Source organism: Corynebacterium sp. MSK310 (genome assembly GCF_030227355.1).
GTDB lineage: Bacteria > Actinomycetota > Actinomycetes > Mycobacteriales > Mycobacteriaceae > Corynebacterium > Corynebacterium rhinophilum.
Genome location: NZ_JASPFZ010000001.1, coordinates 473,363 through 489,125, shown reverse-complemented (window position 1 = coordinate 489,125; position 15,763 = coordinate 473,363). Strand labels below are relative to the sequence as shown.

15 protein-coding genes and 1 pseudogene are annotated in these 15,763 nt (G+C 56.7%); all 16 read left to right on the top strand.

Annotation, left to right across the window (positions count from 1 at the left end; translation table 11 throughout):
- Window positions 1-238: 238 nt before the first annotated feature.
- Window positions 239-1,051 (top strand): annotated as a pseudogene (locus QP891_RS02305) (tetratricopeptide repeat protein); the annotation flags it as partial.
- Window positions 1,051-2,034, top strand: a complete 984-nt coding sequence (locus QP891_RS02300) for an HAD-IIA family hydrolase (protein WP_284770717.1) — start codon at window positions 1,051-1,053, stop codon at window positions 2,032-2,034. The pseudogene QP891_RS02305 and the gene QP891_RS02300, both read left to right, overlap by 1 nt.
- A gap of 151 nt (window positions 2,035-2,185) precedes the next feature.
- Window positions 2,186-2,992, top strand: a complete 807-nt coding sequence (locus QP891_RS02295; protein WP_284770716.1) for a TlyA family RNA methyltransferase — start codon at window positions 2,186-2,188, stop codon at window positions 2,990-2,992.
- Entirely contained in the window at window positions 2,992-3,873 is an 882-nt protein-coding gene (locus tag QP891_RS02290) for an NAD kinase (RefSeq protein ID WP_284770715.1), read from the top strand. Before QP891_RS02295 ends, QP891_RS02290 begins: the two co-directional genes overlap by 1 nt.
- Window positions 3,873-5,543: a DNA repair protein RecN gene (gene recN / locus QP891_RS02285; RefSeq protein WP_284770714.1), complete on the top strand. Its 1,671-nt coding sequence runs from the start codon at window positions 3,873-3,875 to the stop codon at window positions 5,541-5,543. Before QP891_RS02290 ends, recN begins: the two co-directional genes overlap by 1 nt.
- 10 nt (window positions 5,544-5,553) lie before the next feature.
- The gene (gene steA / locus QP891_RS02280) at window positions 5,554-6,714 is read left to right on the top strand and encodes a putative cytokinetic ring protein SteA (RefSeq protein WP_284770713.1); all 1,161 of its coding nucleotides are present in this window, start codon (window positions 5,554-5,556) and stop codon (window positions 6,712-6,714) included.
- 14 nt (window positions 6,715-6,728) lie between these two features.
- A complete protein-coding gene (locus QP891_RS02275; RefSeq protein WP_284770712.1) occupies window positions 6,729-7,637 on the top strand; it encodes a copper transporter in 909 nt (302 codons plus the stop codon).
- A 2-nt stretch (window positions 7,638-7,639) separates the two neighbouring features.
- Complete coding sequence (locus tag QP891_RS02270; protein WP_284770711.1) at window positions 7,640-8,278, top strand: NUDIX domain-containing protein; 639 nt, start codon at window positions 7,640-7,642, stop codon at window positions 8,276-8,278.
- Window positions 8,275-9,165 (top strand): site-specific tyrosine recombinase XerD, encoded by an 891-nt coding sequence (xerD, locus tag QP891_RS02265; protein ID WP_284770710.1) that lies wholly within the window; start codon window positions 8,275-8,277, stop codon window positions 9,163-9,165. The genes QP891_RS02270 and xerD overlap by 4 nt, the downstream gene beginning before the upstream one ends.
- Before the next feature lie 164 nt (window positions 9,166-9,329).
- Window positions 9,330-10,202, top strand: coding sequence for a ParA family protein (locus tag QP891_RS02260; RefSeq protein ID WP_023022236.1), 873 nt, complete (start codon window positions 9,330-9,332; stop codon window positions 10,200-10,202).
- 6 nt (window positions 10,203-10,208) lie between these two features.
- Window positions 10,209-11,006: a segregation and condensation protein A gene (locus QP891_RS02255; protein WP_284770709.1), complete on the top strand. Its 798-nt coding sequence runs from the start codon at window positions 10,209-10,211 to the stop codon at window positions 11,004-11,006.
- Between the two features lie 37 nt (window positions 11,007-11,043).
- Window positions 11,044-11,598: an SMC-Scp complex subunit ScpB gene (scpB, locus tag QP891_RS02250; protein ID WP_284770708.1), complete on the top strand. Its 555-nt coding sequence runs from the start codon at window positions 11,044-11,046 to the stop codon at window positions 11,596-11,598.
- Between the two features lie 55 nt (window positions 11,599-11,653).
- Window positions 11,654-12,565 (top strand): pseudouridine synthase, encoded by a 912-nt coding sequence (locus tag QP891_RS02245; RefSeq protein ID WP_005279286.1) that lies wholly within the window; start codon window positions 11,654-11,656, stop codon window positions 12,563-12,565.
- Window positions 12,565-13,257 carry a (d)CMP kinase gene (cmk, locus tag QP891_RS02240; protein ID WP_284770707.1) on the top strand — a complete coding sequence of 231 codons (693 nt, stop codon included), beginning with the start codon at window positions 12,565-12,567 and terminating at the stop codon, window positions 13,255-13,257. Before QP891_RS02245 ends, cmk begins: the two co-directional genes overlap by 1 nt.
- Entirely contained in the window at window positions 13,254-14,837 is a 1,584-nt protein-coding gene (gene der, locus QP891_RS02235; RefSeq protein ID WP_284770706.1) for a ribosome biogenesis GTPase Der, read from the top strand. Before cmk ends, der begins: the two co-directional genes overlap by 4 nt.
- Before the next feature lie 148 nt (window positions 14,838-14,985).
- Window positions 14,986-15,588 carry a GNAT family N-acetyltransferase gene (locus QP891_RS02230; RefSeq protein ID WP_284770705.1) on the top strand — a complete coding sequence of 201 codons (603 nt, stop codon included), beginning with the start codon at window positions 14,986-14,988 and terminating at the stop codon, window positions 15,586-15,588.
- The last annotated feature ends 175 nt before the right edge of the window (window positions 15,589-15,763 follow it).

Below are 15,763 nucleotides of genomic sequence, written 5' to 3'. Positions count from 1 at the left end.
AACACACACTGGCACTACACCTGGAAACAATTCCTCACACACAAAAGAAACAAACACAACAACAAAAAATAAGAACCTATGATTCAGTACCGGAGTGGGGAATTGCGATGAAGTGCATCTAAACACGGACAAAGGTAAGGAAATTTCCAGATTCTTTGAATGTCGTTTAGCACTGTAGAATGGGTGCGGTATTTCTGTGCGAGTTCCAACCAAGAGAGGGTAGGACTGAATGTCGGAGCGCAACCAGTACGGCCGTAACGGCCGCGGACAAGACCGTCGGGGTCGAAATCCACGCAACCCGGGGGACCGTGATTCTCGCGGAGGGGGAAAGAAGAAATCTTTCTCTCCACAGCGCTCTGGGTATAGGGAAGAGCGAATCAACCGGCGTATGACCGATCCGGATATTCCTGAAGAGGTTGATATCAATGACTTGGACCCATTGGTGCTCCAAGATTTGAAATCTCTCTCTAAAGAGAACTCGGAGGCCGTCGCCAAGCACATGATCATGGCGGCGACCTGGATGGACGATGATCCTAAGCTGGCGCTGCGGCACGCGCGCGCGGCTAAGGACCGTGCGGGCCGCGTGGCTATCGCCAGAGAAGTTAATGGTATCGCTGCTTACCGTGCAGGCGAGTGGAAAGAGGCACTCGCCGAGCTCCGCGCTGCCCGCCGTATTTCTGGCGGTCCAGGAATGCTTGCGGTTATGGCTGATTGTGAACGCGGGCTGGGGCGGCCGGAAAAGGCATTGGAGTTAGGACGCAGCGAGGAGGCGAAAGAACTAGACAAAGAATCGGCTATTGAACTGGCGATCGTGCTGGCCGGTGCTCGCCTTGACCTCGATCAACCTGAATCAGCGGTGGTTACCATCCAGAGGGCACAACCTGACCGCAGCGATCGCGGAGTGAGTGCTTGTAGGTTGTCGTATGCCTATGCAAACGCTCTTCTCGCTGCGGGGTGCAGGGATGAAGCCCGCGAGTGGTTCGAGCACACTATCGCCATTGATGAGGGTGATTGGACCGATGCCGCCGATCGATTGGCGGAATGTAAATAATGAGTGTTTTGAGCAAACATGACGCCTTATTGCTGGACCTGGATGGAACCGTCTGGGAGGGCGGCCGTCCGCTAAGTAACGTAGTAGACGTTATTAATACGTGCGGCGTTCCCGCAGTATATGTAACAAATAATGCGTCGCGGAGCCCAGAAGCCGTCGCCACAATGCTGACGGATATCGGTTTGACTGCGGATTCTGGTGATATCGTCACCTCCGCCCAAGCGGTATTGCAGTTGGCCGCGGAGGAAATCCCGTCAGGTGCGAAAGTACTAATCATTGGCGCGGATTCTTTCCGGGACTTGGCCAAAGAGATGGGCTTTTCCGTGGTCTCGAGTGCTGATGATAAACCAGCAGCCGTCCTGCAAGGATTTGATAAGTCCGTTGATTGGGAACAGTTGACGGAGGGGGCGCTGGCTATCCGGGCAGGCGCGAAGTTTTTCGCCTCAAATTTGGATACATCCCTTCCAATTGAGCGGGGGCTAGGCGTTGGCAATGGCTCCCTAGTTGCTGCCGTCCAGAAGGCGACGGGAGTAGAGCCCGTTTCTGCCGGCAAACCTGAACCAGCGATGTTCTTCCTCGCGGCCAAGAAGGCCGGTTCCAAGAAGCCATTGGCGGTGGGCGACAGGCTAGATACGGATATCGTTGGGGGTAACGCCGCAGCGATGAATACCTTCCATGTCTTGACTGGTGTATCGGGCGAGCTGGAGCTTATCGAAGCCCCGGTGGAGGCACGGCCTAATTTTATTGGGGCAGGCATGCACGAGCTTTCATTGCCTATTTCGCAGGTGCGACCGGGACCGCAAGGAGATTTTACCGCGCGATGCGATGGGTATGATGTCCTATTGCAGGGGGGAAATGAATCCTCTACCTCGGTGCAAGCGCTGCGGACGGTCTTGGAAGTGGCGTGGTCGATGCCGGCACCGCCTCGGTATATTCAGCCACGTAGCGAATTTGCGGAAAAGGTTGTGTCGAAATGGCGGTAAAGCCACACGATTTTCGGGCCGTGAAAGAGCCTGAAGAGGTAGATTCGGAGGTTTCGACAATTCTCGGCGAAGATGCGCCAACACTCGCAGAAGAAGTCGACCAACTGGACAGGGCGCATTCCGTATTGCGGAATGCTTTGCAGGAGAACTAATGCCACCACAACGCCGCAGGCTGGATGCAGAACTTGTGCGCCGAAAGATTGCGCGATCTCGTGAGCAAGCCCGCGAGATGATCAAGTCTGGCCGTGTGACCGTCGGCGGGTTTAAGGCAGAAAAGCCTGCAACAGTTGTGGATCCTGAAGTCTCCATCAAGGTCGAGGAGTCTGCGGAAGACAGGTGGGCGTCTCGCGGCGCGCATAAGCTTTTGGGCGCACTAGCCACATTCGACGTCGACATGGATGGCCGCATCTTAGATGCAGGGGCATCGACAGGAGGATTTACAGATGTGTGCTTGGCGTCTGGTGCGCGTGAGGTGCTATCCGTTGACGTCGGGTATGGGCAATTATTGTGGCGCCTGCAAAATGACGACCGCGTGACGGTTTTGGATAGGACCAATATCCGCACTATTAATCCGGAGATGACCAATGGCCTGTGCGATGGCATGGTCGGGGATTTATCTTTCATTTCCCTAAAACTGGTGCTGCCAGCAATTGTGGAGTGCATGAAGGACGGTGCGTGGCTGCTGCCGATGGTCAAGCCGCAGTTTGAGGTGGGCAAAGAGCGTATCGGCAGCGGCGGGGTGGTTCGTTCTCCGGAGATGCGCAAAGAGGCCACGCAGGACGTTGCTGAATTTGCTGTGTCTTTAGGCCTTAGCCTGCACGGTGTTGTGGCTTCACCGTTGCCAGGTCCGAGTGGAAATGTGGAATATTTCCTGTGGCTGAAAAAGGACGGTATGTCCACGGACGTGGCTACAATGAAACAGATGATTGATACTGCCGTTGAAAAAGGTCCGCAGTAATGCGAGAGATATTGTTGGTTCCACATGCCAATCGCGCAGAGAACCTGCAGGCTACCTCCCGTGCAGCCGAGTTATTGGAGGAGGCAGGGATAACGGTTCGCGTTTGTGCGGACGAAACCGTCCTGCCAGGGCTACAGCACGTCCCGCATTCTGATGCTGCGGCGGAGGGATGTGAATTGGTTCTTGTTCTCGGCGGTGATGGCACCTTCCTGCGCGCGGCTGATATGGCACGCGCGGTTGATATTCCGGTCCTCGGAGTGAATCTAGGGCACGTAGGCTTCCTCGCGGAATGGGAAGTGGAGTCATTAGACCGTGCCGTCGCTCGCGTAATAGAGAAGAGCTACCGGGTGGAGGACAGGCTGACGGTGGATGTCTCTATTTCGGATGCCAACGGTCACCAACTGGCTAGCAGTTGGGCTTTGAATGAGGCCTCGGTAGAAAACCAGAACAGGTCGGGCGTGTTGGATGCGATTTTGGAGATCGACCGGCGCCCGGTCTCGTCGTTCGGTTGTGACGGCGTGCTGATTTCGACTCCTACGGGATCTACGGCGTATGCATTTTCTGCCGGCGGCCCAGTGCTGTGGCCATCGCTAGATGCAATCTTGGTCGTGCCGAATAATGCCCATGCACTCTTTACTAAACCTTTAGTGGTTTCTCCCAACTCCTTGGTGGCGGTGGAATCAACCATGCAAACCACACCGGCCGTGGTTATCTTGGATGGGTGCAGGGAACTTATTATGCCGCCGGGCGCCCGCGTTGAGGTGGTGCGCGGTAAGCGCCCCGTACGCTGGGTGCGGTTGGATGATCAGCCCTTTACGGATCGATTGGTCTCTAAGCTGCGGCTGCCTGTGGAAGGCTGGCGTGGACCGAAGGAGAAATAGTGCTTGTCGATATTTCTATCAATGATTTAGGAGTCATTCGCCATAGCTCTGCGGAATTATCGGAGGGCCTGACCGTATTGACCGGTGAGACCGGCGCTGGCAAAACCATGGTGGTTACGGGGCTTCGATTGTTGGCCGGCGGGCGTGCCGATGCCTCTCGGGTGCGCGATGGCGCTAAAAAAGCGGCCGTGGAGGGCCATTTTAGTTCCGCGAAGGAGAGCATCAGCCAGCTGGTGGACTCGGTGGGCGGTGAGCCAGATGAAAATGGTGAATTTATTGTCTCGCGCACGGTTTCGGTTGCGGGGCGATCGCGGGCGTATTTGGGAGGGCGAGCCGTACCGGCCGCCACGTTGGGAGATTTCGCGCGGGAGATAATTACCGTGCATGGTCAGAATGACCAATTGCGCCTCTTGGCCCCAGAGGAGCAACTCGCGGCCGTGGACCGTGCAGACCCGCAACTGGCTGGCATTCGGGAAGACTATGCTGAGGCCTTTAAAAAGTGGCGCAGCCTGGCCAAGGACTATCGTCGGCGCACCGAGTCTCGTAGGGAGCTTGCCCAGGAAGCTGACCGCCTGCAATATGCGCTAGAGGAAATCAACGGTGTGGCACCCGAGCCAGGGGAAGACGCGGAGCTAGTGCAGTTGGTGCAGCGCTTGCAAGACGTCGACGGGCTGCGCGAATCCGCGCACATTGCCTTGGCGGCGATCGATGGAACGGAAGAGCTTGATGAGGCTGCTTCTTCGCTGCTAGGGCGCGCGGGATCAGCGTTGGTGGGATCCTCGGATAAAGAGCTGGCGGATTTGGGCGAGCGCATATCTGAAATCACCTCGCAGCTAGGCGATATTTCGGCCGAGCTCGGTGGATACCTCGCGGGGCTGCCGGCAGATCCGAATCTGCTGGAGAAGTCACTGCAACGCCAGCAGGACCTTCGAGCGTTGACTCGCAAATACGCCAGCGATATCGATGGTGTTTTGGCGTGGCGCGATGAGGCGGAGTCCAAATTGGAGTCGATGGATACCTCCACTGAAGTCCTTGAGGAACTTAAGGCGCAGGTCAAAGAGGCTGAGCAAGAGATGATGCAGAAGGCGGCGGAGCTTACGAAGGGCCGCCGAAAGGCAGCGGAGGCACTGGGGAAGTTGGTGACTGAAGAGCTGCATGGATTGGCCATGCCCAATTCCACATTGTCAGTTGAACTGTCCGCGGCTAAGTATTCCAAGACGGGCGCCGATGCCGCGGAGTTGCAGCTCAATGGGAAGCCATTGGCCACCGCGGCCTCCGGTGGCGAGTTGTCTCGCGTCATGCTTGCCCTTGAGGTCGTGCTCGCCAGCGAGGACGGTGCGACATTGGTCTTCGATGAGGTCGATGCCGGCGTGGGCGGGCGTGCGGCGGTAGAAATTGGGCGTCGGCTAGCGCGGCTAGCTGCGCATAATCAGGTTATCGTCGTGACGCACCTGCCGCAGGTAGCTGCGTATGCGGATGCGCATTTGCATGTCTCGAAGGACAAATTTACCTCGGGGGTAGCCGAGCTAACGGAGCAGGAGCGCGTGGAGGAATTGGCGCGCATGCTGGCTGGTTTGGATGACACGGAGACGGGGCGCGCGCATGCCCAAGAGCTTTTTGATCGCGCACAAAAAGAAGCTTCCGCGCGCCTTACCCAGCTGGCGGACTAAGCAAGGAACAATGGAGCCCATGGCTCTGTTTTCCCGTACCCCCGATCATCCTGGTGAGCATGCTGCATTGCGCGATTGCACCCCGGGAGCGAAAGGTCTTAAGAAGTTTTCTGCAGGTGACATCGCCGTTATTGATGCGGCGAATATTTCTCGGCCCGAGGCACAAACGCTTGTGGAATTACAGCCCTCCGCGGTGGTCAACGTCGCCAGGTTTTCTACTGGCTCCATTCCTAATTGCGGCCCGCACATGCTTCTCGATGCCGACATTGACCTCCTCGAAGGCCTCGGCGAGGAATTTATCTCCGAGTTTAAGGATGGCAAGAAGGCACATATTGGGGACGATGGAAAGGTCTACGTCGCGGATAAAGTAATCGGGACGGGGCAGAAGGTTTCCAGGGAGCGCGCAGACAAGAACTTCAAGGCGGCACAAAGCGCACTCATTGATCACATGGAGTCCTATTTCGCGAGCTCCATCGACTTCATTAACTCTGAAGGCCCCTTGCTTATCGATGGCCTCGGGGTCCCCGCATCCGGTGCCGAGATTGCTGGCCGGAAGGTCATTGTTTTATCTCCCACCGAAGACCACCGCTCCCAGCTAAAAGAATTGCGGAATTTCATTCGGGAGTATGAGCCGCTGCTCATTGCGGTTGATGAAGCCGCGGATTCTTTGCTGGAGCAGGGATATAAGCCTGACTTTATCATTGGCGATCCTGCCAAGGTGTGCGATGAGTCGCTGCGTTGCGGCGCGCGCATTGTGGTGCCCGCGGATCCAGAAGGCAGCGTGGAGAGCATTGACCGCATCCAAGAATTGGGCATCGGGGCCATGACGTTTCCGGCGGCTTCGGAAGCGGCCACGGATTTAGCGCTGCTCTTTGCGGATTACCACGGTGCGGGCCTGATCGTGCAGGCAGGTGGTGGTTTTGACCTCGATGATGTTTTTGCCAACCGCGTGGCTCCGTCTGCTGTACTGTCTCGGCTGAAGGCCGGAACCAAGGTGGTCGATGCTGAGGCAGTAATCAACCTGTATTCCGCTCCGTCCTCGCACCTTGGTTGGTTATGGGCCCTTTTGAGCATTTTGGTGGCGATTGCAGCGATCATCTTGATCGTGGGCTTCGGCGGGAGCCAGGATTTCTTGAGTAATTTAAGCCAGACGTGGTCGAGCCTATTCTAAGCGGGGGTAAAAATATGGCGAAAGCGCAACTAATTACAGGCCTCGGACTTGGGGCGGCGGTTGGAGTGGCCCTTGGTGCCTTGGTGATCGCGCCCAACCTGACCACCAGCGTGGCCGACGATGACCCGATCCGTGCAGAACACCGCAAGGTGGTGCAAGAAAATAAGATCTTGCAGAATCAAAACGAGGCGAGTGATGACATCGTCAGTGATGTAGCCCCAGATTTGGTCTCCGGTACATTATCGCAGCGGCCAGTGCTGGTTATTTCCACCGATGATGCAAATAGCAATGAACTTTCTGAAATCACGAAACTCTTAGAAGCCTCCGGGGCCACCGCTGCAGGAGAAATCAAGCTAAGTAAAGACTTCCTGCGGGGGGAAAGCAAAGACGATATCGTAAAAATCCTTAAAGATAAGGCCCCGAAAAAGGCAGATCTTAAGGGACTCGATAAAACCGTGGGAAGCTACGGCGGCGAGGTTTTGGGGGCTGCCTTATCCATGGATCCAGAAAGCACGGAGCCAATCGCAAGCGTAAAGGAACGATCTGAGCTGCTGCGTGCCCTGCGCGATGAGGATTTTATTGATTATAAGGACGGGACCATCCTTCCCGCCCAGTCCATCATCATTGTTTCCGGCAGTGGGGTGCGCGGATACTATTCGGACACCTTGGCTGAGTTAGCCACCGCTTTGGATGAGGTCAATGGCAGCGTGGTGCTTAGCGCACGGAGCAAGCAGACCCAAGATGATAAGACAGTGGAGCAGTTGCGCACCAAAGACGTGGATCTTTCTACCGTAGATGGTATTGAGCGTGCGGTAGAGCGCATTGCCGTCATTTCCGCTGCCGAAGAACAGCTTAATGGGGGCAGGGGAGACTACGGTTCAGCAGAAAGCGCGGATTCCGCCCTACCTGAAGAGGAGAAATAACAGTGGTCCACGATTTTCAGGTCTTGGATTCAGAGTTAATTTTCGATGCCCCTATCGTGGCCGTACGCCGCGATACCTTGTCCATGCCGGGAGGGAACACCGCGGATAGGGAGATCATCGAGCACTTGGGCGCCGTCGCGGTGGTCGCCCTAGATGAGGATCGGCGCATCGCGATGGTGCATCAGTACCGGCATAGCGTCGGCAAGCGGCTGTGGGAGCTGCCCGCAGGACTGCTCGATGTGAAGGGCGAGGACGAGCTTTCAGGCGCGCAGCGCGAGCTGCAGGAGGAAGCGGGCCTTGCCGCGAAGGATTGGGAAGTTCTCACGGATATGGTGACCTCACCGGGGTTTTGTGAGGAAGCCGTGCGGATTTTCCTTGCTCGCGACCTTAGCGAGGTACCGGCGCTGCACGATACCGGCGATGAAGAAGCCGATATGGATTTTGCCTGGGTTGATTTAGATAAGGCGGTTGACAAGGTGCTGGGCGGTGAGATAGTTAATTCCGTTGCGTGCGCGGGTATTTTATCTGCATATGCCACGGTCATTGGTGGAAAGCCGACGCGTTCGGTGGATGCGCCGTTCGATTTGCGCCCAACCCATATGGCTGCTCGACGCAACGGACCGGATCTGAAAAAGCAGTGACTGCTGCAGAGGACATCGCTCAGACCTGGTTGAATCACCTCGCCGTCGAACGCGGCGTTTCAGCAAATACCCTGAGCAATTACCGGCGGGATATTCGCAGGTATGTGGATTGGCTGGCAGTAAATGGGGTCCAGGACCTACGGCAGGTAACTCGACCTATGGTGGAGGCCTATTTAAAGGATCTGCGTGAAAATATGGCGGTATCTTCTGCCAACCGTGCCCTCATTGTTGCGCGCGGGTTGCATAAATTCGCCGTTGCGGAAGGCGAGGTCGATAGCGATGTTGCCGTCGAGGTAAGCCCACCTTCCACGGGGCAACACTTGCCGGAAACCTTGAGCGTGGATGAGGTGTCACGGCTCATCGAATCGACGCCTACGGAAACGCCGGTTGGCCTACGCGATAGGGCGCTACTAGAAGTGCTTTATGGCACTGGGGCGCGCATCTCTGAGGTAATCTCGCTCAACGTCGATGACGTAGCTACTGCCGATGACGTCTTAATGCTGCATGGCAAAGGCAATAAGGAGCGGCTTGTACCCCTTGGCTCGCACGCCAGGCAGGCCATCGATGCCTACTTGGTGCGCGCCCGGCCCGTACTGGGAAAGGGGAAGACCGCCGCGCTGTTTTTGAATACTCGCGGCGGCGCTCTCTCGCGGCAAAGCGCGTGGTCCATTATTAAGACGGCCGCGCAGCGTAGCCAGTTGGATAAATCTATTTCCCCGCACACGCTGCGCCATTCTTTTGCCACGCACCTTCTCGAAGGCGGTGCCGATGTGCGCACCGTGCAGGAGCTTTTAGGGCATTCCTCAGTAACTACGACGCAGATCTATACGCACGTCACTGCTGATTCCTTGCGGGAGGTGTGGAGGACCGCGCATCCTCGGGCGTAGCTTCCACTCGTCCGGCAGGTACTTAAGTCAAAGTTAGAGGCTTGATATTTGCAAAGTCTCGGTAGTCATAAAGGGCAGCGGGTACGCTATAGTTACAACGTTGTAAGCAACCCTATGCCAAATGTCATGGTCCATGACTTGGCGTCAAGGAAGAAGGTTTGACTGTGAGCGAAGAGGGTCTCTTTTCAGCCTCTGATGTAGAGACGGGGCTAACTGGCCGCCCTGTCCGCGAGCTGCCGGAACCCGCCCCCTTGGAAAAACATGGGCCCGCCACCATCATCTCGATGTGTAACCAAAAGGGCGGCGTGGGCAAGACCACGTCAACCATCAATATGGGGGCCTGCCTCGCAGAGTATGGACGCAAGGTCCTACTGGTTGATTTGGACCCGCAAGGTGCCCTTTCGGCTGGGCTGGGATTAAACCATGACGACATCGAGGACTCGATTTATGACGTAATGCTGGATAGCCATACCTCTATCCACTCCGCGATTCACCACACCAGCGTGTCCGGCATGGACCTCGTTCCGGCCAATATTGACCTTTCCGCAGCAGAGATCCAGATGGTCAATGAAGTAGGCCGCGAGCATACCTTGGCGCGAGCCCTGCGTCCGGTGCGCCGCGACTATGACTTCATCATTATTGACTGCCAGCCTTCCTTGGGGCTGCTTACGGTCAACGCCTTGGCCTGTTCCCAGGGCGTCATCATCCCCATGGAATGCGAGTTCTTCTCGCTGCGCGGGCTTGCCTTGCTCACGGATACGGTGGAAAAGGTCTCTGACCGCATCAACTTCGATCTGGAAGTCATGGGCATTCTGGTCACCATGTTTGATCGGCGCACCAAGCATGCCCGCGAGGTAATGTCCCGCGTGGTGGAATACTTTGGGGATCAAGTATTCGATACCGTCATTACCCGTACCGTGCGCTTCCCAGAAACCTCCGTGGCCGGCGAGCCCATCACCTCGTGGGCGCCCAATTCACAGGCCGCGCAGCAATACCGCGATCTGGCGAAGGAAGTCATCGAGCGCTCGACCGTCTAAGCTACCGTGACGCAACCAGAGATTACGGGGTTCCGCATTGCCCTGCGGAATTTCGAGGGGCCATTTGATCTGCTTTTGCAGCTCATCCAGGCCAAGAAGATGGATATCACGGATGTGGCCTTGTCTGAGGTGACCGATGAATTTGTGGGCTACACGCGGCAGTTGGGCGAGAACGCGGATCTGGATGAGACGACTGATTTCTTGGTCGTGGCGGCAACGCTATTGGACTTAAAGGCCGCACGGCTATTGCCACGGGGTGAGGTCGATGATCTAGAGGACCTAGAGTTGCTGGAGTCGCGTGACCTGCTCTTTGCCCGGCTTTTGCAGTACAAGGCCTATAAACAGGCGGCGGACCAATTTGCCCGCTGGCAGCGAGAGGCGCAGCGCAGTTATCCGCGCGCGGTCAGCATCGAGGAGCAATTTGCGGAGCTTTTACCTCCCGTGACGTTGGGGCATACTCCAGCGAGCTTTGCGGAAATGGCGGCGGGTGTCTTTCGCCCCAAGCCGCCGGAAGAAGTGGCAACGGGCCATATTCATGGCGTTGCCGTCTCCGTGCCTGAGCAGGCTGGAAAGATCCTCGAAACGCTTAAACTCATGGGCGCAGGGCAGTGGACAAGTTTTTCCTCGCTTACCCGAGATTGCACCACAACCATGCATATCGTCGGCAGGTTCTTGGCGCTTTTGGAACTGTTTAAGGCCAAGGCAGTCGATGCCCAGCAGCAGGAAGCACTGGGCCAGCTGAACCTTTCCTGGACCGGCTTGGACGTAGATCCCGCAGTCGTTGCAGCAGCAAATTGGGACTAGTACTAGCACCGCCGTCGCTGGTTGTAATCTAAGGGGCATGGATCTTCCGCTCATTTCGCAATTGCGGTCCCGGCTCGAGTCGATCTTGCTGGTGCTTGATTCGCCGGCATCCGTAGAGTCCTTGGCGCGGGCGCTTAACGTGGAACCGGCGGTCATTAGTGACTGCCTGCGGACCATTCAACGCGAATTCGACAACCGCGGCTCTGGAATTGAGCTGCGCGAGACCCCTGAGGGTTGGCGGTTTTATACCCCCCAGGAAAACGCCAGCGCGGTGGAGGAGTTCTTATTGGATGGGGCGCAAACGAAGCTCTCGCGCGCGGCCTTGGAAACCCTCGCCGTCGTGGCCTATCGCCAACCGGTCACACGCCAGCAGGTCTCTGCGGTCCGCGGTGTCAACGTGGACGGCGTAATGCGCACCCTTAACCTGCGAGGGCTCATCCGCGAGCTCCCGCAGGATGAGTTCGAAGGGGCGTCGCACCGGTATGAAACCACGGAACTTTTCCTCGAACTCTTAGGCATAGACTCGTTGGAACGCCTTCCTGATTTGGCGCCGCTTCTCCCAGATGTCGATACAATCGACGAAGAGTACTGAGGTGGGGTAGACTCACGCAGGTAATTTCATATCTTCGAGAGAAAAGGACACTTAAGTGACTCCTCCCGCTCGCCGTGACGGCACACCGGATAAGAAGCAGCGAGACAGCGATATCGTTGTCTCTAATGCCAAGCCGGCTCGTAATCAACACGTTTCCAAGAAAAAGCAGAAGGCCACTGCAGAATCGGTGGCGCGCGATTTGGGCGCTGACTGGCTGGTCGATGACGATAAGCCCAAGGGCGAGCGCCTGCAGAAGGTCTTGGCCAAGGCGGGCGTCGCATCGCGCCGCCACGCGGAGATCCTCATTGATGCCGGCCGTGTCGAAGTAAATGGCAATGTCATTCTCAAGCAGGGCGTTAAGGTCAATCCCGCCGTGGACGTCATCCGCGTCGACGGTGTTCGCGTCAACGTCAACGAAGACCAAGAATATTTCATCCTCAATAAACCCCGCGGAATGCAGTCAACGATGTCAGATGACCTCGGCCGCCCCTGCGTGGGTGACGTGGTGTCTGAAAAGGTTGCCTCGGGCCAGCGCCTATTCCACGTAGGCCGCTTGGATGCGGATACGGAAGGCCTGCTCATCCTCACCAACGATGGGGAATTGGCCAACCGCCTGATGCACCCCAAGTATGAGGTGAAGAAAACCTACTTGGCCACGGTATTGGGTGAGGCCGATAATAAGCTTGTGCGCCAACTCAAAGAGGGCATCGAGCTAGAAGATGGCCTGGCAAAGGCCGATTTCGTGCAGGTAGTGGACAAAAACCAGGGGTTCTCTCTGGTCCGAGTAGAGCTGCACGAAGGCCGCAAGCACATCGTGCGCCGCTTGCTGAAGGAAGCCGGCTATCCCGTGCAGCGCTTGGTGCGCACCAAGCTGCACACGGTCCAATTGGGCGATATGAAGCCCGGTGGACTGCGCGCGCTAAATTCCAACGAGTTGACGAGCTTGTACAAGGCGGTGGGAATGTAATGATTTCGAATATGCCTGATGAAGGCCTGATTCTTGCGGTCGATGGCCCCTCCGGAACGGGAAAGTCCACGACATGCCGGGCCCTAGCCAAGCAATTGGATGCAAAATACATCGATACCGGCGCCATGTACCGCGTGGCAACCTTGGCGGTATTGCGCCAAGGCGTGGATCCTGCGGACAAGGAAGCGGTGATTTCCGCGACGGCTAACCTCCCCTTGGAGGTTTCCGATGATCCAGATTCCACGCAGGTGCTTTTCGATGGCGCCGATGTCTCCCGCGTCATCCGGGAAGATGAGGTCACCCAGAACGTCTCCGCAGTATCTGCCATCCCGGAGGTGCGGGAGAACTTGGTGTCATTGCAGCGCACGCTGGCGCAGCGCGCCCACCGCGCCATCGTAGAGGGCCGCGATATCGGCACCGTCGTGTTGGCCGATGCCCCAGCCAAGGCCTTTATGACGGCTTCTGCAGAAGTCCGTGCGCAGCGCCGACACGATCAAAACGAAAAGGCCGGCATTGCCTCCGATTTTGAATCTGTACTGGCGGATGTGCAGCGCCGCGATGCCGCGGATTCTTCCCGCGCAACCTCGCCGCTTCGCCCAGCCGACGATGCCACTATCGTCGATACCTCTGACATGAGCCCGGAGGACGTCGTGCAGGCTCTAATCAACGTGGTTAAGGAGTCCCGCTCATGAGCAATAAAGATTTTGAGTCCCCAGAGGAAGAAGTCACGCAGTTCCATTACCCTGCGGGTAAGTTCGACGAGGAAACGGTAGAGACCTCGCCGGGTTGGGCTACGGACGATTTCGATGCTGAAGAATTTGATTACGACTTTGATGAGTCAGAGTTCGGCGAGGCCGATTACGGGGATGAGGAAGACCTAGAGCAGCCTCTCAGTGAGGACGAGTGGGAGCAGCTCTCGCAATCGCTCGGATTTGCCGATGCCACTGAAGAAGCCCTGTGCACCGTCGCTATTGTGGGGCGGCCGAATGTGGGCAAGTCTTCGCTGGTTAATCGCTTCCTCGGCCGCCGCGAGGCCGTCGTAGAAGATCACCCTGGCGTGACCCGTGACCGCGTCTCCTACGTGGCGGACTGGAATGGACAGCGCTTTATCGTGCAGGATACCGGCGGCTGGGATCCCAACGTCAAAGGCATGCACGCCGATATCGCCCGACAGGCAGAAATGGCGATGGATACCGCCGATGTCATCGTGATGGTGGTAGACACCAAGGTGGGCATTACCGAAACCGATGAGGTCATGGCGCGCCGACTGCAAAAGTCCCCGGTGCCGGTGATCGTGGTATCGAATAAATTCGATTCCGATAACCAGTATGCGGATATGGCGCAGTTTTACGCCTTGGGCCTCGGGGATCCGTGGCCGGTTTCTGCACAGCACGGGCGCGGTGGCGCGGACGTGCTGGATGAGATCCTGCTCAGCTTCCCCGAAGAACCGCGCGAGACCTCGATTACGTCGGGACCTCGCCGCGTCGCGCTCGTCGGCAGGCCGAATGTGGGCAAGTCCTCGCTGCTCAATAAACTCACCAGCGAGGAGCGCTCGGTGGTAGATAATGTCGCCGGCACCACGGTAGACCCCGTGGACTCGCTGGTGCAGCTGGATGAGCAGTTGTGGAAGTTTATTGATACCGCGGGCCTGCGCAAGAAGGTCAAGAACGCGCAGGGCCACGAGTATTATGCGTCCTTGCGCACCCGTGGCGTAATCGATGCTGCCGAGGTATGCATCATGCTTATCGATGCCTCCGAGGAGATTTCCGAGCAGGACCAGCGCGTGCTCAATATGGTGCTGGAATCCGGCAAAGCCTTGGTCATCGCGTTTAATAAGTGGGACCTGATGGATGAGGACCGCCGCTATTACCTCGATCGTGAGATTGACGAGCAGCTGCGACACTTACCGTGGGTAACCCGCGTTAACATTTCTGCTGAGACCGGTCGCGCCTTGCAAAAGCTGGAGCCGGCCATGATTGAGGCCCTAGAAAGCTGGGATCAGCGCGTGTCTACCGGTCAGCTCAACAACTGGATGCGTGAGGCGATTGCGGCCAACCCGCCGCCGATGAAGAATAATCGTTTGCCGCGCGTGCTCTTTGCTACACAGGCATCAACCCAGCCACCGACGATTGTTCTATTTACCACTGGGTTCCTCGACGCATCCTACCGGCGCTACCTTGAGCGCAAGTTCCGCGAGCGCTTTGGTTTCCACGGCACGCCCATCCGCATCGCCGTGCGCGTGCGCGAACGCCGAGGCAAAAAGCGGAAATAAGGGATTACTTCGTAGACGAGCGAAGCTTTCACAACTGTGGGGCTTCGCTCGTTTTTTATCTACCTCATTACGCTCGGTGTCATTGGCAGCTAAGCTTGAAAGACATTAGATCATTGGCTTAGGCCCAGAAAGCAAGAAGGTAAATACGGTGTCACAGAAAATCGAGATCTTGCGCGGGCAACATGTCACTCTCAAGGCGTTGAGCGTAGACCATACCTCTGGACTAGCTGAGGCGGTGCAGGACGGGGAATTATGGAAGCGGTGGTATACTAAGGTTCCATCACCGAGTGAGATGGAAAAAGCCGTGGAAGAACGCATTTCTTGGTACGACTCCCACGGGTCGCAGCTTTTTACGGTATTTGATTCTGCTGGCACTACGGTGGGGATGACTGGTTATCAGGCCTTAGATCTGGGTAATAGGCGCGCACAAATCGGATACACTTGGTACAGGCAATCCGCGCAGAATACTGCGGTTAATGCAGATTGCAAACTGACCCTCATGGGCCACGCATTTGAGCAGCTTGATTGCTTATCCGTGTTCTTCACCACCAACTCCTTTAACCGTGATAGCCGCCGCGCGTTGGAATCCCTAGGGGCACATCTTGATGGAATCCTTCGCGGCCACCAGATACTAGATAACGGGATAGTCAGAGATACCTGCGTGTATAGCGTGCTGCGGCATGAGTGGCCCGCAGTGAAAAATCACTTGCACTATAAGATTGACCTGAAGTCTGAGAAGGACAAGGCCTGAGGAATCGACAACTAATAGTGCGCAACAGCTTTCGGGGTTGGCACGTGAGGTGTAGTTGAGCTTGTCTCGCCAGCAAAGCCGGAGCTCATTGAAGAGGCATCAGGACGCCTCAAAACTACATAATTTCGCCGGTTAACCCGGTATTTTACCACTTAGGAGAGCAAAAGTGTCACCA

Coding starts and splice junctions, on each gene's coding strand:
- QP891_RS02300 (WP_284770717.1), top strand. CDS start 1,051: ATGAGTGTTTTGAGCAAACATGACGCCTTATTGCTGGACCTGGATGGA.
- QP891_RS02295 (WP_284770716.1), top strand. CDS start 2,186: ATGCCACCACAACGCCGCAGGCTGGATGCAGAACTTGTGCGCCGAAAG.
- QP891_RS02290 (WP_284770715.1), top strand. CDS start 2,992: ATGCGAGAGATATTGTTGGTTCCACATGCCAATCGCGCAGAGAACCTG.
- steA (WP_284770713.1), top strand. CDS start 5,554: ATGGAGCCCATGGCTCTGTTTTCCCGTACCCCCGATCATCCTGGTGAG.
- QP891_RS02275 (WP_284770712.1), top strand. CDS start 6,729: ATGGCGAAAGCGCAACTAATTACAGGCCTCGGACTTGGGGCGGCGGTT.
- scpB (WP_284770708.1), top strand. CDS start 11,044: ATGGATCTTCCGCTCATTTCGCAATTGCGGTCCCGGCTCGAGTCGATC.
- cmk (WP_284770707.1), top strand. CDS start 12,565: ATGATTTCGAATATGCCTGATGAAGGCCTGATTCTTGCGGTCGATGGC.
- der (WP_284770706.1), top strand. CDS start 13,254: ATGAGCAATAAAGATTTTGAGTCCCCAGAGGAAGAAGTCACGCAGTTC.